Source organism: Streptomyces sp. NPDC050759 (assembly GCF_044456945.1).
GTDB lineage: Bacteria > Actinomycetota > Actinomycetes > Streptomycetales > Streptomycetaceae > Streptomyces.
On sequence record NZ_JBITGI010000014.1, the window covers coordinates 15,833 to 35,125 of the forward strand.

Consider the following 19,293-nt stretch of genomic DNA (forward strand, 5'->3'; position numbering starts at 1 on the left):
CGATGACCACCACCGCGTCCGCGGAGGCAGCCGTGCGCGAGAACCCTTCCGGGGCTTCCGGGGCTTCCGGGGCGGCGAAGCCCGGTCCCCGCCGCCCCGGAAGGATCCGCCGCATCGGCCTGCCGTACCTGCTCCTGCTGCCGGCCCTGCTCCTCGAACTCCTGGTCCACCTGGTGCCGATGGTGATCGGCATCGTGATGAGCTTCAAGGAGCTCACGCAGTTCTACATCCGTGACTGGGGCGCCGCGCCCTGGTCCGGCCTCGACAACTACAAGGTGTCGGTGGACTTCGACGCCCCGGTCGGCGAGGCGCTGCTGCACTCCTTCCTCGTCACCGTGGCCTTCACGCTGCTGTCGGTCGGCCTGTGCTGGCTGCTCGGCACCGCGGCGGCGGTCTACCTCCAGGACCCCTTCCGCGGCCGGGGCCTGCTGCGCGCCCTGTTCCTGGTGCCGTACGCCCTGCCGGTCTACGCGGCCGTCATCACCTGGGTGTTCATGTTCCAGCACGACAACGGCCTGGTGAACCACGTCCTGCACGACCAGCTCCACCTCACCGACAAGCCGTCCTTCTGGCTCATCGGCGACAACAGCTTCTGGGCGCTGCTGACCGTCTCGGTGTGGAAGGGCTGGCCGTTCGCCTTCCTTATCGTCATGGCCGGACTCCAGAACATCCCCGGCGAGCTGTACGAGGCGGCGGCCCTGGACGGCGCCGGGATATGGCAGCAGATCCGCCGGATCACGCTCCCGTCCCTGCGGCCCGTCAACCAGGTGCTGGTCCTGGTGCTGTTCCTGTGGACGTTCAACGACTTCAACACGCCGTTCGTCCTGTTCGGCAAGTCGGCCCCGGAGGCCGCGGACCTGATCTCGGTCCACATCTACCAGGCGTCCTTCGTCACCTGGAACTTCGGCACCGGCTCCGCCATGTCCGTACTCCTGCTGCTGTTCCTGCTCGTGGTGACGGGCGTCTACCTCCTGCTGACCTCCCGGGGAAGGAAGCCGGCCGATGTCTAGCCCCCGCTCGCCCATGGCACCGCCGCGCTCGTTCTTCTGGTCCCGGCGGATCTTCCTCACCCTGCTCACCGGCTTCGTCCTGGTGCCGGTCTACGTCATGGTCTCCAGCTCGCTGAAGCCGCTCGCGGACGTGACGGGTGAGTTCCACTGGCTGCCGAGCCGGCTGACCATCCGGCCGTACATCGACATCTGGTCGACGATCCCGCTCGCGCGGTACTTCGTGAACTCCTTGATTGTGGCGGGCGCGGCGACCGTCTGCTCGGTGGTGATCGCGGTGTTCGCCGCGTACGCCGTCAGCCGCTACGAGTTCCGCGGCAAGCGCGTCTTCACGGTCACCGTGCTGTCCACGCAGATGTTTCCCGGGATCCTCTTCCTCCTCCCGCTCTTCCTGATCTACGTCAACATCGGCAACGCCACCGGAATCGCCCTGTTCGGCTCGCGGGGCGGGCTGATCCTGACGTATCTGACCTTCTCCCTGCCGTTCTCGATCTGGATGCTGATCGGGTACTTCGACTCGGTGCCGCGCGATCTGGACGAGGCCGCGCTGGTGGACGGCTGCGGGCCGTTCGGCGCGCTCTTCCGGGTCGTCGTGCCGGCCGCGATCCCGGGGATCGTCGCGGTCGCCGTCTACGCCTTCATGACCGCCTGGGGCGAGGTGCTCTTCGCGTCGGTGATGACCAACGACACCACCCGCACGCTCGCCGTCGGCCTCCAGGGCTACTCCACGCTCAACAACGTGTACTGGAACCAGATCATGGCCGCCTCGCTGGTGGTGAGCGTCCCCGTGGTCGCCGGGTTCCTGCTGCTCCAGCGCTATCTCGTCGCCGGGCTGACGGCGGGCGCCGTCAAGTGACCGACCGTGAAAGGACTTTCGTGAGCATCGACCTCGCCGCACTCCCGCACGACTTCCTGTGGGGCACGGCCACGGCGGCCTACCAGATCGAGGGAGCCGTGGCGGAGGACGGCCGCTCGCCGTCGATCTGGGACACCTTCTCGCACACCCCGGGCAAGGTCGCGGGCGGCGACACCGGCGACGTCGCCTGCGACCACTACCACCGCTGGCGCGAGGACATCGACCTGATGCGCCGACTCGGCACCAACGCCTACCGCCTGTCCGTCGCCTGGCCGCGCGTGATCCCGGGCGGGGACGGCCCGGTCAATCCCAAGGGCCTCGACTTCTACGACCAGTTGATCGACGCCCTGCTGGAAGCCGGCATCACCCCGTCCGTCACCCTCTACCACTGGGACCTGCCCCAGGTGCTCCAGGACCGCGGCGGCTGGCCCGCACGCGAGACCGCGGAGCACTTCGCGGCGTACGCCTCGGCCGTGGCCGGACGACTGGGGGACCGGGTGAACCACTGGGCCACGCTCAACGAACCGCTGTGCTCGGCATGGATCGGCCACCTGGAGGGGAAGATGGCCCCCGGCCTGACCGACCTCACGGCCGCCGTCCGAGCCTCCTACCACCTCCTCCTCGGCCACGGTCTCGCCACACAGGCGATCCGCGCCGCGTCCCCGTCCGCCCAGGTCGGCATCGTCACCAACCTCTCGACGATCCACGCGGCCACCGACGCCCCGGAAGACCTCGCCGCCGCCCGCCGCATGGACGGCCACACCAACCGCTGGTGGCTCGACCCGATCCACGACCGCGGCTTCCCGGCGGACATGCGCGAGGTCTACGGCGTCGAACTCCCGGAGCGGGACGGCGACTTGCAGGTGATCGCCGCGCCTTTGGACTGGCTCGGCCTCAACTACTACATGCCGGTCACCGTCGCCGACGACCCCACCGGACCGGCCCCACGGGCCCGCCAGGTCGCCCGCCCCGGCGTCCCCCGCACCGGCATGGACTGGGAGATCGACGCGAACGGCATCGAGACCCTTCTGCTCCGCCTCACGCACGAGTACGGCGCCCGCAAGCTCTACGTCACCGAGAACGGCTCCGCCTACCCCGACGTCGTACGCCCCGACGGGACGATCGACGACCCGGAACGCCAGCGGTACCTGATCGACCACCTCGCCGCCTGCGCGTCCGCCGCCCGCAAGGGCGCCCCCCTGGCCGGCTACTTCGCCTGGTCCCTGCTGGACAACTTCGAGTGGGCCTACGGCTACGACAAGCGCTTCGGCCTGGTCCACGTCGACTACGCGACGCAGCGGCGCACGATCAAGGGGACGGGGTATCGGTACGGGGACATCATCCGGGCGCACGGGGAGAGGGGGCGTAGGGCTGCCTGATCGGGCCCCTTTCTTCGACTCAGAGCAATGTCGGCGCGTGGAACTCCCCGAGACCCGACACCCGGTCCCGGTCCAGCCAGTAGCGGCGCGGCTCCGCGAGCATGACGTCGACGCTGACGGTGATGATGCCGGGGATCTTCGCCAACTCGTCGTCGATGAAGCGGGCCAGGGCGGAGCGGTCGGTGACCAGACCGGTGGCGAGGACGGACATGTCGCTGGCCACGTGGGCGGCGAGGCGGGTCTGGGGGAGCCGGTCGATGCGGCGCATGGCCTCGGGAGTCTCGCCGGGAGCCACGCGTAGACGGAGCATGAACGGGGTCTCGAAGCCGAGCCATTCCGACACGATCTCCAGGCGTGGCTTGACCCACTGCTCGTCCAGGACCCGGCGGACCACGCGATGCGCGGTGGAGGTGGCCAGCCCGGCCGCGCGGCCGATGCTCGCGGCGGAGGCCCGGCCGTCCTGCAGCAGCAGGGCCACCACGGTGCGTTCGGACTCGCTCAGGGGCTTCGCGGGGGGTGTCGCGGTCGCGGTGCCCTCCGGCTGCGCGCCGGTGAGTTTCAGCAGTTCGGCGCGTTCGGTGTCGGTCAGGAACTGCGGGTCCCAGGTGATGCCCCGGCGCAGGGTGCTGAGCGCCGGCAGGGCGTTGACGCGGCGGACCCCGGACACGGAGAACATCCGGTCGATCGCCTCGCTGGTGGCCGCCTCGGAGGGGGCGTGCACGACGGCGTACAGCGGGTAGTCGCCGGAGATCTGCGCCAGGAGCTGGAGATGGGGCAGGTCACGCAGCCGGTCGAGGACGGCGAGCGGAGTTTCGCCGGTGATGTCCAAGAACACGTGGATCGGCATCGTCGTGGAGTGCATGCCCCAGTCGGCCTGTCCGATGACGCGGACCATCCGGGCCTCGTGCAGACGGTCGTAGCGGCGCTTCAGGGTGCTGGCGTCGGCGGACAGGATCGCACCGATGTCGTCCCAGGTGGCCCGGGGTGCCAGATGCAGCGCCCCGATCAGGCGCCGGTCGAGCTCGTCGAGCAGGGGGCGAGTCATAGCGCACAGGTTAGACCGCGGAAGCTCGCCGGTTAATCCCACTGTTACACACTGACTCTAGAGAATCTCTCACTGTGCTGTCATGGTTTGCAGGAACATCCCCCAGCGGTTTCCCCACGCGTCATCTCGAACCCTCCCCGAACGCACGAAGAGGTACCCATGAGTGCCACCGCCACCGAGCCCCGGCCCACCGAGCCACCGTCGAGAGCCCTGCGCACCGCGTTCCGCGCCTTCGCCGCCATCGAGAGGGTCGGCAACAAGCTGCCCAACCCGTTCTGGCTGTTCTGGATCCTCGCGGGGGTCGTCATCGTCCTCAGCGCGATCCTGGCGGCGGCCGGGGTCAGCACCGTGCATCCCGGAACGCACGAGACCATCAAGGTGCAGAGCCTGCTCAGCAAGGCCGGCGTCACGACGATGGTCGAGGGGGCCGTCGAGAACTTCGCGACCTTCCCGCCGCTGGCCACGATCCTCATCGTGGGCTTCGGTATCGCGGTCGCCGAGGCGAGCGGCCTGTTCACGACCCTGCTGCGGCGCATGGTCGCCCGGGTGCCGGGCAGGTACCTCACCTTCGCGCTGTCGATGACGGCGATGGTCGCCCACGTCGCGGGCGACGCCGCGTACGTCACCCTCATACCGCTCGGGGCACTCGTCTTCCGCGCCGCCGGACGCAGCCCCGTCCTCGGCTGCATCGTCGCCTACGTCTCCATCTCCGCCGGCTACGACGCCTCCCCGTCCCTCACCACCACCGACGTACTGCTGTCGTCGATCTCCACGGCTGCCGCGCACACCATCGACCCGCACTACACCGTCACCCCGGTCGCGAACTACTTCTTCGGCCTCGCCTCGTCCGTCCTCGTCGCCCTGGTCATCACGCTCGTCGTCGACAAGGTCATCTCCAAGCGTTCGGACCTGGCCCCCGACGAGCCGGTGAAGGCGCTCAGTGCCGAGGAACTGAGGGCGGTCGAGGTCACCCCCGAGCAGCGCCGCGCCCTGCGGATGACCGGCCTGGCCGCCGTCGGCTTCGTCGCGGTCCTGACCGCGGCCATGATCCCGGCGGACTCCCCGCTGCGCGGCGAACACGGCTCCCTGGTCGAGTCCCCGGTGATCTCGGGCATGTCGATCGTCCTGTTCCTGTTCTTCTCCCTGCTCGGCTGGGTCTACGGCCGCAGCGCCGGGACCTTCCGTACGGCCGCTGACATCGTCGACGCGCTGGTCGAGGGCACGCGCACCTACGCCCCGATCCTGGTCCTGTTCTTCGCGATCTCGCAGTTCCTCGCCTACTTCAAGTGGACGAACATCGGCAACGTCATCGCCGTCGAGGGCGCGGAGACCCTGAAGGAGATGCACCTGAGCGGCTGGACCGTGCTGGTCGGCATCGCCGTACTGATCACCTTCATGAATCTCGTGATCACCAGCGGCTCCGCCCTGTGGGCGCTGGCCGCCCCGGTGCTCGTCCCCATGCTGATGCTCATCGGCATCGAGCCCCAGACCACCCAGGCCGTCTACCGCGTGGCCGACTCGGTCACCAACTGCGTCACCCCGATGAGCCCGTACTTCGCGATGGCGCTGGGCTTCATCCAGCAGCACAAGAAGTCCGCCGGCATCGGCACGCTGGCCTCCTTCACCATCCCGATCGCCGCCGTCGTCTGGGTCGTCTGGGTCGCGTTCTTCGTGGCCTGGTACCTGCTCGGCCTCCCCTTCGGCATCAGCTGACCCGGCCCTCCGGCCCCAACGCCACCCGCCGCACCGTCGTACGAGAAAGCAGCTCATGACCGCATCGCCCGCACCCGCCACCCTCACCGCCCGTGCCCAGGAGGCCGCGCCGGAGATCGTCACCGACATCCTCACGCTCGTCCGCCAGGAGACCAGCAGCTACGACCTGGCCGGCCTCGCGGAGGGCCTGGACCTCCTGCGTGAGCTGGCCGTGCACCGGCTCGGCCACCCCGACCACGAGCAGCGGCACCCGGGCGGCGAGTGCGGGGACACCCTCACGCTGACCTACACCGGCACGGGCTCCGGCCACGTCCTGCTGGTGGGGCACTACGACACCGTGTGGCCGACCGGCACGCTCGCCGACTGGGACCAGTCGAAGCCGGACGGCGACGGGCGGGAGCGGCTCAGCGCGCCCGGCATCTTCGACATGAAGACCGGTCTGGCGCAAGGGATCTGGTCCCTGAAGCTCGCCCGGGAGAGCGGCGTCCCCGTGCCCACCGTCACCTTCCTCTTCAACGGCGACGAGGAGATCGGTTCCCTGTCCTCGCGCCCGGTGATCGAGGACACCGCGAAGAAGGCCGACGTCACCTTGGTGCTGGAGCCGACCGCACACGGTGCCGTCAAGACGGGCCGCAAGGGCTCCGGGATCTTCGAGGTCACGGTCACCGGCGTCGAGGCGCACGCCGGGCTCGCGCCGCAGGACGGGGCGAGCGCGATCACCGCGCTGTCCGAGTTCGTCGTCGCGGCGGCGGGCGTCGCCGCGCCCGACAAGGGCACCACGATCAACACGGGCCTCATCAAGGGCGGCACCGCCACCAACGTCGTCGCCGGGCGCGCCACCGCAAGCGTCGACATCCGGGTCAGCAGCCAGGCCGAACAGGACCGGGTGGACGCCGAGTTCGCCGCCATCGACGTCAGCGACCCTCGCGTACGCATCCAGGTCGACCACGCCTGGAACCGGCCGCCGATGACCCTGAACGCCGCCTCCGCCCCGCTCCTCGATCTCGCCCGCGAGGTCGCCCGCGAGCAGGGCCGTGAGGAGCTGCCCACCGCCGCCGTCGGCGGCGCCAGCGACGCCAACTTCGTCGCCGCCCTCGGTCTGCCGGTGCTGTGCGGCATGGGCGCGGTCGGCGACGGCGCCCACGCCCAGGGCGAGTTCATCTACCCGGACACCGTGCCCGCCCAGACCGCCCTGGTCTCGGGGCTGCTGACACGACTGGCGGATCCGCTGCGCGGCTGAACACGGCAGCGGCACACGCCCGACGCCTCACCAGGGCCGTGCGGACAACACCGACTACGTGGCCGCCTGACCGTCACCGGAGCAGATGGTCGACCAGGCCCTCCACGTACTCCGGGGTGAGCGGGCCCGCGCCGAACAGGACGCGGATGTACATCGGGGCCATGACGTGGTCGACGACGGCCAGCGCGTCGGGGGGCCGTTCCCCGCGCTCGCGCGCCCGGTCGAGCATGGACTGCAACTGCCGGGCGCGTTCGGCGAGGAAGTCGTCGCGCAGGCGCAGGCCCTCGGGTCCGGAGCCGGACAGGAGGACGGCCAGGCGGAGCACGGCCAGACCGTCGGGTCCGGTGATCTCGCGGGCCACTTGGGCCGCGTAGGTGCGCAGGTCACCGACCAGGTCCCCGGTGTCGGGCATCGGTGACCGCGCGTTGAGGCGGGTCAGGGTCACGTCGGTGAGCAGCGCTTCGAGGCTGCCCCAGCGTCGGTAGACGGTGGTGTCGGCGACGCCCGCGCGGGCCGCGACCTCGCTGACGGTGAATCCGCCGTACCCGCGTTCGCCCACCAGGTCGGTGACGGCCTGATGCACCGCCGCGCCGACCCGGGCGCTGCGTCCGCCGGGCCGCCGGGTGCGCTGTTGCTCGTCCATGCCTCCCACCTTAAAGCAGCTAACACTTGCGTTTGCGCGCCCAGTCGCTCTACGGTCTGCTTAATGCAGCTTCTGGCTGCTTTAGGTGAGGGGGAGGGGACGTCATGCTCGTGGTGGCCTGCCTGGGGCAGTTCATGGTGCTGCTCGACAACACGATCGTCGGCGCGGCACTGCCCGACATGCAGCGCCGCCTGGACACCGGACTGACCGGACTGCAATGGATCGTCGACGCCTACGTCCTGCTGGTCGCCATGCTGCTGCTGTCCGGCGGAGTCTTCGCCGACCGCTTCGGCCGCAAGCGCGTGTACCTGAGCGGTGTCGCGGTGTTCACCGCCGCGTCCGTCCTGTGCAGCGTCGCCCCCTCGGTCGGCTGGCTGGTGGCCGGGCGGGTGCTGCAGGGAGTCGGGGCCGCGGCCCTGAGCCCCGCCTCACTCGCACTCCTGGTGGCCGCGCATCCCGCCCCGCAGGCACGGGTCAGGGCGATCGGGCTGTGGGCAGGGCTCAGCGGCATCGGTCTGGCCGCCGGGCCCGTGGCCGGAGGCGTCCTGTCACAGGCGTTCGGCTGGCCCGCGATCTTCCTGGTCAACGTGCCCATCGGCGTGGTCCTGCTGGTGGCCGGCCGGCGCGTCCTTACGGAGTCCCGCAACCCGGACGCCCGCGCCCTCGACATCCCGGGCACGATCCTGTCCGTCCTCGGGGTCGGCACCCTGGCCTACGCCCTGATCGAAGGCGGCTCGCGCGGCTGGACCTCACCGGTGATCCTCGGTGGCTTCGCCGCGGCGGCCGTCCTCCTCGCCGCGTTCGTCACCATAGAGCGGCGGCACCCCGCACCGATGCTGCCGCCGGGCCTGTTCCGTCAGCGGCTGTTCACCGTCTCCAACTCCGCCATGACCGTGGTGGGGTTCGCGCTCATGGGCTCGTCGTTCTTCTTCTCGCAGTTCTTCGTGTACGTCCAGGGCAGCTCGATCCTGCGGGCCGGACTGCAGACCCTGCCCGCCACCCTCGCCATGGTCGTCGTCAGCCCCTTCGCGGGCCGTCTCGCCGCCAGGTACGGCTACCGGTCCGTCGTCACCGGCGGCCTGGCGCTGGCCGGGCTCGGGCTCCTCACGCTGGGCGGGGTGCACGCCGACACCGGTTACGCGAACGTGTGGTGGCGGCTCGCCACGGTCGGCGTCGGCTTCGCCCTGACCATGTCCCCGCTGACCGGCGCCGCCATCCAGGCGGTCGACCCGCAGGAGGGCGGCCTGGCCTCGGGCATCAGCAGCACCACGCGGCAGATCGGCGCGGTGCTCGGTGTGGCGGTGCTCGGGGCCGTGGTCCGCGCCCGGCAGTCCGACGGAGCATCCTTCGAGGCCGGTCTCGACAGCGTCTTCCTCGTGGCCGGAGCCGTCACCCTGGCCACCGCGGTGTGCACCGGCCTGTGGCTGGCCGGGCCCCGGCCGACGCCCGCGCCCGCGCCGCAGCAGCGCCCAGACCTCAGCGCGCGGCGAACTCCGTGAACCGCCGCCGGGCGTCCGCCGACAGCGCCAACCGCGCGCTCGCCGGGCGCATCGAGTCGCGTGGCGAGCCGGTGCGGAACGTCCAGGCAACCGCCTCGATCACCTGGCGATGATCCCGCCACCGGCCGCCACGCTTCGTCCGGCCGCCACGCTTCGGCGTCCGGTCTGGCAGCAACGGCTCAATCCGCGCCCACTGCACATCAGTCAACGAGGCCCTGGCCGCCTGATGGCCCGCTCCGCCACCAAAAAGGGCGAGGCCCGAAGACCCCGCCCGATCCGCCAGAAACTCCAGGTCACGGCCACACAAGGCAATAAGGCTGATGCCCCGCCTCGTGCAACCGATGGCTGAAGTCCTGCCACTCATGCAGCAATTGGTACACGTTGAACGCGTCCCGCGGGCCGCCCCGGTCCGGGACCGTCGACCAGATGAACGCCGCCGCGCCGACCGCTTCCTCACCTATGCCGCGCAGCGGGTCCACGACCGTCATGGGGAGCTTGACCACCGCGTAGTCGGGGTGCAGGACGACCAGTTCGAGCGGGGGGACCTTGTGCAGGGGGACGCCTTCGATGCCGGTGAGGACCATCGCTGCCATGGTCTCCGGCTTGATCTTGGTGAACATGCCGTTCATGCCGAGCTCGTCGCCGCCGAGTTCCTCGGGGCGCATCGAGATCGGGACGCGGGCCGCGGTCGCGCCGTCGGGCGCGCCGAAGTACTTGTACGTCACCCCCACCCGACCACCATTCCTGCTTCCCGCCCTCAACGGATCGATCCGACGTTCGATACGTCGCTCGTCGCGTTCCGACTCATCCGGGGTGCCCGAGGCGCCCCGCCCCTGACGTGTCTCGGCCGCTTCCTCCGCCTCGCGTCGGTGCCTTCCCCGCCGGGCACGTCGAGGACCCAGGTCATCGGTCCCCTCGCCCAGTCCGCCACCGCGATGCATATCTCCACCCGACTGCTTTTCTAGGACGCGCGACCCCCGCCGCGCAACCCGATCATCGTGTCAGTGACCTCCCCCACGGCCGCCCGCCGAAACGTGCGCTGAAACACCTGTCCGCAGGATCTTCGCAGCCCCTGAACAAACGGCTCCGTGCCATCGTCTCCGTGAGCTGTGTGTATCTGCATCCAGTTTCGCAGATCGCCGGGGACCGGGGGCTTTCGAGGCCTGGCCTACCCTGAGGTAGTCACCGGCAATGGAGTCCGAGAAAAGCCGAACACACCGGAGAAGGTCGGAGTAGTCGCAGGATATGAGTGAATTGCCCTATTCGTACGATGCGCCTGTCTCGCAGGCCCTGTTCGACCGCGCGTCCGCCGTCACGCCCGGCGGCGTGAACTCCCCGGTCCGCGCCTTCCGTGCCGTGGGCGGCACCCCCCGCTTCATGGTGTCCGGCACCGGGCCCTACCTGACCGACGCCGACGGGCGCGAGTACGTCGACCTCGTCTGCTCCTGGGGCCCCATGATCCTCGGCCACTCCCACCCCGAGGTGATCGCCGCCGTCCAGGAGGCGGTGTCGAAAGGCACCTCCTTCGGCACCCCCGGTGAGGGCGAGGTCGCACTCGCCGAGGAGATGGTCGCCCGCGTCGAACCGCTCGAGCAGGTGCGGCTCGTCTCCAGCGGGACCGAGGCCACCATGTCCGCCATCCGGCTCGCCCGCGGCTTCACCCGGCGCACGAAGGTCATCAAGTTCGCCGGGTGTTACCACGGTCACGTCGACTCGCTGCTGGCCGCGGCGGGCAGCGGTGTGGCCACCTTCGCGCTCCCCGACACCCCGGGCGTCACCGGTGCCCAGGCCGGCGACACGATCGTGCTGCCGTACAACGATCTCGAAGCCGTCCACGAGGCCTTCCACCGGCACCCCGGTGAGATCGCCTGTGTGATCACCGAGGCCTCGCCCGGCAACATGGGCGTCGTGCCGCCGTTGCCCGGGTTCAACCAGGGGCTGAAGGACGCCTGCGCGCAGAACGGCGCCCTCTACATCTCCGACGAGGTCATGACCGGGTTCCGGACCAGCGGGAGTGGTTGGTACGGCATCGACGGGGTCAAGCCCGATCTGATGACCTTCGGGAAGGTCATGGGGGGCGGGTTCCCCGCCGCCGCCTTCGGTGGCAGGGAAGACGTCATGGGCCATCTCGCCCCCGCCGGGCCCGTCTACCAGGCCGGCACCCTCTCCGGGAACCCCGTCGCCACCGCCGCCGGCCTCGCCCAGCTGCGCCTGCTCGACGACGCCGCCTACGTCAGGATCGACGCCGTCTCCGAGCAGATCCGGTCGCTGGTCTCCGAGGCGCTCGGCAAGGAAGGCGTCGCGCACACCGTGCAGAACGCCTCCAACATGTTCTCGGTGTTCTTCACCGACCGGCCGGTGCGCACCTACGAGGACGCCAGGGCGCAGGAGTCCTTCCGGTTCACCGCCTTCTTCCACTCCCTTCTGGAGAACGGCGTCTACCTGCCGCCGTCCTCCTTCGAGTCGTGGTTCGTGTCCACGGCCCATGACGAGCAGGCGGTTCAGCGGATCGCCGACGCCCTTCCGGCGGCGGCCCGAGCGGCGGCGGAGGCCACGGCAGCATGAGCACCTCGAACAACAGCGACATCACCGTCGTCCACCTCATGCGGCACGGTGAGGTCGCCAACCCCGACGGGGTTCTCTACGGCCGTCTCGGCGGGTACCACCTGTCCGAGCTCGGGCGGCAGATGGCCGACCGGGTCGCCGAGCACCTCGCCTCCCGGGACGTCACCTACGTCTGCGCCTCCCCGCTGGAGCGCGCACAGGAGACCGCCACGCCGATCGCCAAGGCGCACGGCCTCGACATCGCGACCGACGAGCGGCTCATCGAGGCCGAGAACGTCTTCCAGGGCAAGACGTTCGGCGTGGGCGACGGGGCGCTGAAGAACCCGGAGAACTGGAAGCACCTCGTCAACCCGTTCAAGCCGTCCTGGGGCGAGCCCTACGTCGACCAGGTCGTCCGGATGAAGGGTGCGCTGGACGCTGCGCGGGACCGGGCGCGGGGGCATGAAGCCGTGCTCGTCAGTCATCAGCTGCCGATCTGGATCGTGCGGTCGTACGTCGAGAAGCGGCGGCTGTGGCACGACCCGCGCAAGCGGCAGTGCACGCTCGCTTCTTTGACGTCCTTCACGTACCAGGGCGACAGGATCGTGTCCGTGGGCTACAGCGAGCCCGCGATCGATCTTGTGCCGGTTCATCTGCGGGCGGGTGCCAAGCCGGTGAAGGGCAAGAGCAAGGCCTTCGGGGCGTAGCGCTCCGCGGGAAACCGGGCAAGAAGGCCGTGGGGAGCTGCGGGTTCGTTGTGGCTGGTCGCGCAGTTCCCCGCGCCCCTGAAGGGGCACCTCAGCGCGGCCCCGCTGTTACGGAATCCGGAAGTATCACCGGAACCTCCCCCTTCGTCGTCTCCTCTGACTGGGTGACCACCAGAGAACGTGACGAATCGGGGAAGCATGCACTCTCTCACCCGAAGGGGAGCAATAGGCCTCGGTGCGGGCGCCGCGGCCGCCGTGGGGCTCTCGGGATGCGGAACCCTCACCGGGTCGGGCGGGGTGACCCACACCTCGGGTGCCAAGCCGACGCACGCGCCCACGCCGACGGCCCGGCCCATCGGTGACGGCTCCACCTCCTTCACCGGGAAGCAGCCCCGTCAGCCCGGCAAGCCGGTGCCGCTGGAGCCCGGTCAGACCCCGCCGCAGTTCGTGATCTTCTCCTGGGACGGCGCCGGCGAGGTCGGCAACGGCCTCTTCCCGCGCTTCCTCGACCTCGCCAGGAAGCACGACGCGCACATGACCTTCTTTCTCTCCGGGCTGTATCTGCTGCCCGAGTCGAAGAAGCGGCTCTACGACCCCCCGAACAACCCGCGTGGTGCCTCGGACATCGGTTACCTCACCGACGAGCACGTCAGGGCGACCCTCACCAACGTCCGCCGGGCCTGGCTCGAAGGGCACGAGATAGGCACCCACTTCAACGGTCACTTCTGCTCCGGCTACGGCACCGTGGGCAACTGGACGCCGGCGCAGTGGCGCTGGGAGATCGCGCAGGCGAAAGGTTTCGTCAAGGAGTGGCGCACCAACACCGGCTGGACCGACCTGCCCGCGCTGCCCTTCGACTACGACAAGGAACTCGTCGGCGGCCGCACCCCCTGTCTGCTCGGCCAGGACAACCTGCTGCCCACCGCCCGCGAACTCGGCTGGCGCTACGACGCCTCCTCACCCGGCGGCCGTCAGGTCTGGCCCGAGAAGCGCAACGGGATATGGGATCTGCCCCTGCAGGCCATACCGTTCCCCGGCCGCAGCTTCGAGGTCCTGTCCATGGACTACAACATGCTCGCCAACCAGTCGATCAACTCGACCAACGCGCCCGCCTACAACTACCCGGCCTGGCGCGAGCAGTCCGCCGGCGCGTACATCTCCGGCTTCCAGCGGGCCTACGAGACCAACCGCGCCCCCTTCTTCGTCGGCAACCACTTCGAGCACTGGAACGGCGGCATCTACATGGACGCCGTCGAGCGGGCTCTGACCCACATCGCGCAGGAGAAGGAGAAGGGCGCGGACATCCGTCTGGTCTCCTTCCGGCAGTTCGTCGACTGGATGGACGTCCAGAAGCCGGAGGTCCTCGCCAAGCTCCGTACGCTCGACGTCGGCCAGGAGCCGGTGGGTGGCTGGAACGGGTTCCTCAAGGACACCTCCGCGACGTCGTCGAACGCCGCCTGAAATGCGGGTTTCCGCCCACAAGGGGGGTGCGCAAGATCCCCAGAACGGGCATGCGAAACTTTTCACATGAGTGCCGCCAGTCGTAGCCGCTCCCGAGTCCGTACCACCCTGCTCAGCGCGGGTGCCGCAGCCGCAGCGCTGACCCTGTCCGCCTGCAGTTCGGGCGGCACCTCGGGCGGAGGCGGCGACACCAACTTCATCATGGGAGCGGACGGCATCTCCACCGCCGAGCAGGGCGACCGGGGCACCGCCCCCGACCTGTCCGGCAAGACCGTCGACGGGGGACAGCTCGACGTCGCCGACTACAAGGGCAAGGTCGTCGTCCTGAACATGTGGGGCTCCTGGTGCGCCCCCTGCCGGGCCGAGGCGCCCAACCTCGAGGCGGTCTCCAAGGAGCTCAAGGGCCAGGACGTGCAGTTCGTCGGGGTCAACACCCGCGACACCAGCGTCCAGAACGCCCGCGCCTTCGAGAAGGACATGGGCATCACCTTCCCCAGCCTGTACGACCCGACGGGCAAGCTGATGCTCCGCTTCTCCAAGGGCACCCTCAACCCGCAGGCCGTGCCCTCCACGCTCGTCATCGACCGGGACGGGAAGATCGCCGCCCGCTCGCTGGCCGCGCTCAGCGAGAGCAAGCTGCGCAAGATGATCAACCCGGTCCTCGCGGAGAAGTGACGTGAGCGCAGTCGTCACGCTCGCCGCCGAGACCGGCTACAACGGCACCGTCCTCAACGGCGCCTTGCTCGTCGCCCTGCCCATCGCGGTCCTCGGCGGCCTGGTCTCCTTCTTCTCGCCCTGCGTCCTCCCGCTGGTCCCCGGCTATCTGTCGTACGTCACCGGCGTCACCGGCACCGATCTGGCCGAGGCCCGGCGCGGCCGGATGGTCGCGGGCGCCTCCCTGTTCGTGCTCGGCTTCACCGCGGTGTTCGTCTCCAGCGGGGCGCTGTTCGGCTACTTCGGCCAGACGCTCCAGGAGAACCAGAGCGTGCTGTCCAAGGTGCTGGGCGTGCTCATGATCCTCATGGGCGTCTTCTTCATGGGCCTGATGCCCTGGATGACCCAGCGCGAGTTCCGCTTCCACAACAAACCCACCATGGGCCTGGTCGGCGCCCCGCTGCTCGGCGCGCTGTTCGGCATCGGCTGGACCCCCTGCATCGGCCCCACCCTCGCCTCGGTGATCGCCCTGTCCTCCCAGCAGGGCAGCGCCGGCCGCGGTGCCATACTGACCGTCGCCTACTGCCTCGGCCTCGGCCTGCCCTTCGTGCTCGCCGCGGTCGCCTTCCGCAAGGCGCTCGGCGCCTTCGGCTGGGTCAAGCGCCACTACGTCTGGGTCATGCGCATCGGCGGCACCATGATGATCGTGACCGGACTGCTGCTGCTGACCGGCGCGTGGGACCGCCTCGTGCAGGACGTCCAGTCCTGGTCCGCCGGCTTCACTGTGGGGATCTGATCCATGAGCAAGACCACACCCGCCACCACACCCGCCACTTCGGACGCTCCCGCCGCTCCCGTCGGCGACCAGGACCTCGGCGCCGCGGGCTCCCAGCTGTCCACCGCGCCCGCGGAGAGCCTGAGCATGCCCGCCCTGGGGGTCGTCGGCTGGGCCCGCTGGTTCTGGCGCCAGCTGACCTCCATGCGGGTGGCGCTGCTGCTGCTCCTGCTGGTGGCGCTCGGTGCCATCCCCGGCTCGCTGATCCCGCAGAGCGGGACCGACGCCACGAAGGTCGCCGACTTCGTCAAGAACAACCCCACCCTCGGGGACGTCTACGACAAGCTCGGCCTCTTCCACGTCTACAGCTCGGTGTGGTTCTCCGCGATCTACATCCTGCTGTTCGTCTCCCTCATCGGCTGCATCGTGCCCCGCACCTGGCAGTTCGTCGGGCAGCTGCGCGGCCGTCCGCCGGGCGCCCCGAAGCGGCTGACCCGACTGCCCGCATACACCACCTGGCGCACCACGGCCGAGCCCGAGCAGGTCCGCGAGGCGGCGCTCGCCCTGCTGAAGAAGAAGCGCTTCCGTGCCCACCTCGCCGGTGACAACGTCGCCGGTGAGAAGGGCTATCTGCGCGAGGTCGGCAACCTCGCCTTCCACATCGCGCTCATCGTTCTGCTGACCGCCTTCGCCTGGGGCCAGCTCTTCAAGTCCGAGGGCAACAAACTGGTCGTCGAGGGCGACGGCTTCTCCAACACCCTCACCCAGTACGACGACTTCAAGTCCGGGAACCTCTTCGACACCGGCGATCTGGTGCCGCTCAGCTTCACCCTGAACAAGTTCACCGGCACCTACGAGACCTCCGGACCCAACAAGGGCACCCCGCGCCTCTACCAGGCCGCCATCACCTACAGCGAGGGCGCCTACGGCAAGGACCACAAGACCCTCGTCAAGGTCAACGAGCCGCTGGAGATCGGCGACGCGAAGGTCTACCTCACGGCCCACGGCTACGCGCCCCTCATCACCGTGCGGGACGGCAAGGGCAACGTCGTCTTCCACGACGCGGTCGCGATGCTGCCGCTCGACTCCAACGTCACCTCCACCGGTGTGGTCAAGGTCCTCGACGGCTACAAGAACCCCAAGGGCGTCAGCGAGCAGCTGGGCATCTCGGCCTTCTTCCTGCCCACCTACACCCAGGGCAGCGAGACGGCCTCCACCTTCCCCGCGCTGAACAACCCGGTGCTCAACCTCACGCCGTACCACGGTGACCTCGGCGTCGACTCGGGCATCCCGCAGAGCGTGTACCAGCTCGACAAGTCGCATATGAAGGGGTTCAAGGACTCCAAGGGCGCGCAGCTCAGGGAGAACCTGAAGCCCGGCCAGACCATGCAGCTCCCGGGCGGCGCCGGTTCGGTCACCTTTGAGGGCACCAAGCAGTGGGCGAACTTCCAGGTCGTCCAGCAGCCCGCCAGCGGCTGGGCCCTCGCCGGCGCCCTCACCGCGATCTTCGGCCTCGCCGCGTCCCTGTTCCTCCAGCGCCGCCGGGTGTGGGTACGGGCGGTGCGCGGCGCCGACGGGGTGACGGTCGTGGAGATGGCCGGCCTGGGCCGCAGCGAGTCGGCGAAGGTGCCGGAGGAGCTGGGCGAGCTCGCGGGGGTTCTGTACGACCAGGCTCCCGGAGCACCCGACCACGACGCCGCCTCCGACGCCCAGCACTCCGCCAAGTCCCCGATCGCCGACCCCGCCTCGGAGCCGAGCACCGAGCCAACCACCCCCGACCCCCAAGTCGTACCTGCCGAAAGGCCTGAGAAATGACTCTCGCCGCCGCAACCGAGTTGGCCACCGCCACCAACGAGCACCTCGCCAACATCAGCAACACGCTGATCTACTCGTCGATGGCCGTCTACACGCTGGCCTTCTTCGCCTACATCGCCGAATGGCTCCTCGGCAGCCGCAGCAAGGTCGGCCGGACCGCCGCCGCGCTCACCGCCGACGCGAAGGCGAAGGCCAAAGTGCCGGCCGTCACCGTGAACAAGGGCGGCAGCACCGCCGTACTGGAGCGGCCGCAGGTTGTGGTGCGGTCCGCGGCCGGATCGCGGGACGTGCCCGACGGGCCCGGTGCGCACGGCGGGGACGAGCAGGGCGACCTCTACGGGCGTATCGCCATCTCCCTCACGGTGCTCGCCTTTCTCGTCGAGCTCGCCGGGGTGGTCGCCCGCGCGGCCTCGGTGGAGCGGGCGCCCTGGGGCAACATGTACGAGTTCAACATCACCTTCTCCACGGTGGCCGTCGCCGTGTACCTGGGGCTGCTGGCCCTGAAGAAGAACGTGCGCTGGCTCGGGCTGTTCCTGGTCACCACGGTCCTCCTCGATCTCGGCCTGGCCGTCACTGTCTTGTACACCGCCAGCGACCAGTTGGTTCCCGCCCTTCACTCGTACTGGCTGTACATCCACGTCTCCACCGCGATCTTCTGCGGTGCGGTCTTCTACGTCGGCGCGGTCGCCACGATCCTGTACCTCTTCAAGGACAGCTACGAGAACAAGATCGCGTCCGGCGGCACCCCCGGCAGGTTCGCCAACTCCGTCCTCGACCGGCTGCCCGCCTCCGCGAGCCTCGACAAGTTCGCCTACCGCGTCAACGCGGCCGTCTTCCCGCTGTGGACGTTCACGATCATCGCGGGCGCGATCTGGGCGGGCGACGCGTGGGGCCGCTACTGGGGCTGGGACCCCAAGGAGACCTGGTCGTTCATCACCTGGGTCGCTTACGCCTGCTACCTGCACGCCCGCGCCACCGCCGGCTGGAAGGGCCGCAAGGCCGCCTACCTGGCGATGCTCGCCTTCGGCTGCTGGCTGTTCAACTACTACGGCGTCAACATCTTCGTCAGCGGCAAGCACTCCTACGCCGGCGTCTGAACCCACGTGCGGCGAAGGCCGGTTCCCTGTGATCTGAGTCACGGGGAACCGGCCTTCGCCGTGCGGACGACCGGGCTCCGCGCCACCCTGGTGTCATGAGCGGTTCCGTCGAGCAGGGCAGCAGCCGGACCCACGGCAGCACCCGCGTCCTGCACTTCCTGGTGCGGCTGCCGGTCCCCATGGAGACGGTCTGGCCGGCGGTGGCCACCGTGGAGGGGCTGGGGGCCTGGTGGACCGGGGTGGAGGTGCTCGAACCCCGGCTCGGCGGCGCGGTCGTGCTGCCGGACCTGGGGGAGGGGCAGGTCACCGCGTGGGACGTGGACCGGGTCGCGGAGTACACGCTGGAACGGGGCGACCGGGTCCGGTTCCATCTGGAGCGGGACGGCGAGGCCGGGTCCGTACTGCGCTTCACCCACGAGTACGAGGGGGAGGGCGAGACCGAGTCCGGGTGGCGGGCTCGGTTCGAACGGCTGCTGGAAACCCTGGGCGCCTAGAAGTGTCCGGTCGGCACGGGGAGGGGCGGTCAGGACTCCGGTCGGAGCACGAGCTCCAGCAGTCCCGGGAAGCGGGCGTCGAACTCCGCCCGCCGGAGCCGGTTGACGCGCCGGGGCCCCTCGTCCCGCTGTTCCACGAGCCCGGCCGCGCGCAGCACCGCGAAGTGGTGGCTGAGCCCCGCCTTGCCGACGGGTACGTCGAAGGTGCCGCAGGCCCGGCTCCACTCGGGCGAGCCCGCCAGCTCCCGCACCAGGGTCAGACGGACGGGATCGGCGAGCGCGGCGAGCGCGGTGAGCACCGGGACGTCGTCCGGGTGGGTGTGCTCGGGGGCGGTCCGGTGCCGGGGAGTGCTCATGGATTCCC

Annotated in this window: 19 protein-coding genes; 14 read left to right on the forward strand and 5 right to left on the reverse strand. The window is 69.8% G+C overall.

Features of this window, described 5'->3' with window-relative positions; genetic code table 11:
• Nucleotides 1-2: 2 nt before the first annotated feature.
• From ACIBJB_RS33560 to ACIBJB_RS33570, 3 genes are read left to right on the forward strand one after another with little or no spacing between them, the layout of a single operon-like run.
• The gene (locus tag ACIBJB_RS33560; RefSeq protein WP_398936259.1) at nt 3-1,010 is read left to right on the forward strand and encodes a carbohydrate ABC transporter permease; all 1,008 of its coding nucleotides are present in this window, start codon (nt 3-5) and stop codon (nt 1,008-1,010) included.
• A 13-nt stretch (nt 1,011-1,023) separates the two neighbouring features.
• On the forward strand, nt 1,024-1,863 hold the full coding sequence (locus tag ACIBJB_RS33565) for a carbohydrate ABC transporter permease (protein ID WP_398936726.1): 840 nt from the start codon (nt 1,024-1,026) through the stop codon (nt 1,861-1,863).
• Between the two features lie 20 nt (nt 1,864-1,883).
• Nucleotides 1,884-3,242: a GH1 family beta-glucosidase gene (locus tag ACIBJB_RS33570; protein ID WP_398936261.1), complete on the forward strand. Its 1,359-nt coding sequence runs from the start codon at nt 1,884-1,886 to the stop codon at nt 3,240-3,242.
• Between the two features lie 19 nt (nt 3,243-3,261).
• Here ACIBJB_RS33570 and ACIBJB_RS33575 read toward each other — a convergent pair whose 3' ends face one another.
• Nucleotides 3,262-4,287, reverse strand: a complete 1,026-nt coding sequence (locus ACIBJB_RS33575) for an Lrp/AsnC family transcriptional regulator (RefSeq protein ID WP_398936263.1) — start codon at nt 4,285-4,287, stop codon at nt 3,262-3,264.
• 159 nt (nt 4,288-4,446) lie between these two features.
• Between ACIBJB_RS33575 and ACIBJB_RS33580 the strand changes: the two genes are divergently transcribed.
• Together ACIBJB_RS33580 and ACIBJB_RS33585 are read left to right on the forward strand one after the other, a co-directional pair.
• Nucleotides 4,447-6,000: an AbgT family transporter gene (locus ACIBJB_RS33580; RefSeq protein WP_398936265.1), complete on the forward strand. Its 1,554-nt coding sequence runs from the start codon at nt 4,447-4,449 to the stop codon at nt 5,998-6,000.
• Between the two features lie 55 nt (nt 6,001-6,055).
• A complete protein-coding gene (locus ACIBJB_RS33585; protein ID WP_398936267.1) occupies nt 6,056-7,240 on the forward strand; it encodes a M20 family metallopeptidase in 1,185 nt (394 codons plus the stop codon).
• Nucleotides 7,241-7,313: 73 nt separating this feature from the next.
• On the opposite strand, the gene ACIBJB_RS33590 is transcribed toward ACIBJB_RS33585, so the two are convergent.
• Nucleotides 7,314-7,883 carry a TetR/AcrR family transcriptional regulator gene (locus ACIBJB_RS33590; protein WP_398936269.1) on the reverse strand — a complete coding sequence of 190 codons (570 nt, stop codon included), beginning with the start codon at nt 7,881-7,883 and terminating at the stop codon, nt 7,314-7,316.
• A gap of 104 nt (nt 7,884-7,987) precedes the next feature.
• Between ACIBJB_RS33590 and ACIBJB_RS33595 the strand changes: the two genes are divergently transcribed.
• Complete coding sequence (locus ACIBJB_RS33595; protein WP_398936271.1) at nt 7,988-9,382, forward strand: MFS transporter; 1,395 nt, start codon at nt 7,988-7,990, stop codon at nt 9,380-9,382.
• On the opposite strand, the gene ACIBJB_RS33600 is transcribed toward ACIBJB_RS33595, so the two are convergent.
• Together ACIBJB_RS33600 and ACIBJB_RS33605 are read right to left on the reverse strand one after the other, a co-directional pair.
• Complete coding sequence (locus ACIBJB_RS33600; protein WP_398936273.1) at nt 9,360-9,746, reverse strand: transposase; 387 nt, start codon at nt 9,744-9,746, stop codon at nt 9,360-9,362. The genes ACIBJB_RS33595 and ACIBJB_RS33600 overlap by 23 nt on opposite strands.
• Nucleotides 9,676-10,323, reverse strand: coding sequence for a hypothetical protein (locus ACIBJB_RS33605; RefSeq protein WP_174269201.1), 648 nt, complete (start codon nt 10,321-10,323; stop codon nt 9,676-9,678). Before ACIBJB_RS33605 ends, ACIBJB_RS33600 begins: the two co-directional genes overlap by 71 nt.
• A 304-nt stretch (nt 10,324-10,627) precedes the next feature.
• Between ACIBJB_RS33605 and hemL the strand changes: the two genes are divergently transcribed.
• The 8 genes from hemL (at nt 10,628) to ACIBJB_RS33645 (ending at nt 18,929) form a co-directional block, all read left to right on the forward strand.
• Complete coding sequence (gene hemL, locus ACIBJB_RS33610) at nt 10,628-11,947, forward strand: glutamate-1-semialdehyde 2,1-aminomutase (protein WP_398936275.1); 1,320 nt, start codon at nt 10,628-10,630, stop codon at nt 11,945-11,947.
• Nucleotides 11,944-12,633 (forward strand): histidine phosphatase family protein, encoded by a 690-nt coding sequence (locus tag ACIBJB_RS33615; protein ID WP_398936277.1) that lies wholly within the window; start codon nt 11,944-11,946, stop codon nt 12,631-12,633. The genes hemL and ACIBJB_RS33615 overlap by 4 nt, the downstream gene beginning before the upstream one ends.
• A gap of 198 nt (nt 12,634-12,831) precedes the next feature.
• Nucleotides 12,832-14,094, forward strand: a complete 1,263-nt coding sequence (locus ACIBJB_RS33620) for a hypothetical protein (RefSeq protein WP_398936279.1) — start codon at nt 12,832-12,834, stop codon at nt 14,092-14,094.
• Between the two features lie 66 nt (nt 14,095-14,160).
• Nucleotides 14,161-14,769 (forward strand): TlpA family protein disulfide reductase, encoded by a 609-nt coding sequence (locus ACIBJB_RS33625; RefSeq protein ID WP_398936281.1) that lies wholly within the window; start codon nt 14,161-14,163, stop codon nt 14,767-14,769.
• Nucleotide 14,770: 1 nt separating this feature from the next.
• On the forward strand, nt 14,771-15,544 hold the full coding sequence (locus tag ACIBJB_RS33630; RefSeq protein ID WP_062042019.1) for a cytochrome c biogenesis CcdA family protein: 774 nt from the start codon (nt 14,771-14,773) through the stop codon (nt 15,542-15,544).
• A gap of 3 nt (nt 15,545-15,547) precedes the next feature.
• On the forward strand, nt 15,548-17,338 hold the full coding sequence (locus tag ACIBJB_RS33635) for a cytochrome c biogenesis protein ResB (protein ID WP_398936283.1): 1,791 nt from the start codon (nt 15,548-15,550) through the stop codon (nt 17,336-17,338).
• Nucleotides 17,335-18,435, forward strand: coding sequence for a c-type cytochrome biogenesis protein CcsB (gene ccsB / locus ACIBJB_RS33640; RefSeq protein ID WP_398936285.1), 1,101 nt, complete (start codon nt 17,335-17,337; stop codon nt 18,433-18,435). The genes ACIBJB_RS33635 and ccsB overlap by 4 nt, the downstream gene beginning before the upstream one ends.
• 95 nt (nt 18,436-18,530) lie before the next feature.
• On the forward strand, nt 18,531-18,929 hold the full coding sequence (locus tag ACIBJB_RS33645) for a hypothetical protein (RefSeq protein ID WP_398936287.1): 399 nt from the start codon (nt 18,531-18,533) through the stop codon (nt 18,927-18,929).
• A 29-nt stretch (nt 18,930-18,958) separates the two neighbouring features.
• Here ACIBJB_RS33645 and ACIBJB_RS33650 read toward each other — a convergent pair whose 3' ends face one another.
• Nucleotides 18,959-19,285: an ArsR/SmtB family transcription factor gene (locus ACIBJB_RS33650; protein ID WP_398936289.1), complete on the reverse strand. Its 327-nt coding sequence runs from the start codon at nt 19,283-19,285 to the stop codon at nt 18,959-18,961.
• Between the last annotated feature and the right edge of the window lie 8 nt (nt 19,286-19,293).

Excerpts from the sequence above, each read along its gene's own strand:
- ACIBJB_RS33650 (WP_398936289.1), bottom strand. The coding sequence starts at position 19,285 with ATGAGCACTCCCCGGCACCGGACCGCCCCCGAGCACACCCACCCGGAC.
- ACIBJB_RS33625 (WP_398936281.1), top strand. The coding sequence starts at position 14,161 with ATGAGTGCCGCCAGTCGTAGCCGCTCCCGAGTCCGTACCACCCTGCTC.
- ccsB (WP_398936285.1), top strand. The coding sequence starts at position 17,335 with ATGACTCTCGCCGCCGCAACCGAGTTGGCCACCGCCACCAACGAGCAC.
- ACIBJB_RS33585 (WP_398936267.1), top strand. The coding sequence starts at position 6,056 with ATGACCGCATCGCCCGCACCCGCCACCCTCACCGCCCGTGCCCAGGAG.
- ACIBJB_RS33600 (WP_398936273.1), bottom strand. The coding sequence starts at position 9,746 with ATGAGTGGCAGGACTTCAGCCATCGGTTGCACGAGGCGGGGCATCAGC.
- ACIBJB_RS33635 (WP_398936283.1), top strand. The coding sequence starts at position 15,548 with ATGAGCAAGACCACACCCGCCACCACACCCGCCACTTCGGACGCTCCC.
- ACIBJB_RS33560 (WP_398936259.1), top strand. The coding sequence starts at position 3 with ATGACCACCACCGCGTCCGCGGAGGCAGCCGTGCGCGAGAACCCTTCC.
- ACIBJB_RS33580 (WP_398936265.1), top strand. The coding sequence starts at position 4,447 with ATGAGTGCCACCGCCACCGAGCCCCGGCCCACCGAGCCACCGTCGAGA.
- ACIBJB_RS33615 (WP_398936277.1), top strand. The coding sequence starts at position 11,944 with ATGAGCACCTCGAACAACAGCGACATCACCGTCGTCCACCTCATGCGG.
- ACIBJB_RS33575 (WP_398936263.1), bottom strand. The coding sequence starts at position 4,287 with ATGACTCGCCCCCTGCTCGACGAGCTCGACCGGCGCCTGATCGGGGCG.
- ACIBJB_RS33605 (WP_174269201.1), bottom strand. The coding sequence starts at position 10,323 with ATGCATCGCGGTGGCGGACTGGGCGAGGGGACCGATGACCTGGGTCCT.
- hemL (WP_398936275.1), top strand. The coding sequence starts at position 10,628 with ATGAGTGAATTGCCCTATTCGTACGATGCGCCTGTCTCGCAGGCCCTG.
- ACIBJB_RS33645 (WP_398936287.1), top strand. The coding sequence starts at position 18,531 with ATGAGCGGTTCCGTCGAGCAGGGCAGCAGCCGGACCCACGGCAGCACC.
- ACIBJB_RS33590 (WP_398936269.1), bottom strand. The coding sequence starts at position 7,883 with ATGGACGAGCAACAGCGCACCCGGCGGCCCGGCGGACGCAGCGCCCGG.
- ACIBJB_RS33620 (WP_398936279.1), top strand. The coding sequence starts at position 12,832 with ATGCACTCTCTCACCCGAAGGGGAGCAATAGGCCTCGGTGCGGGCGCC.
- ACIBJB_RS33595 (WP_398936271.1), top strand. The coding sequence starts at position 7,988 with ATGCTCGTGGTGGCCTGCCTGGGGCAGTTCATGGTGCTGCTCGACAAC.
- ACIBJB_RS33565 (WP_398936726.1), top strand. The coding sequence starts at position 1,024 with ATGGCACCGCCGCGCTCGTTCTTCTGGTCCCGGCGGATCTTCCTCACC.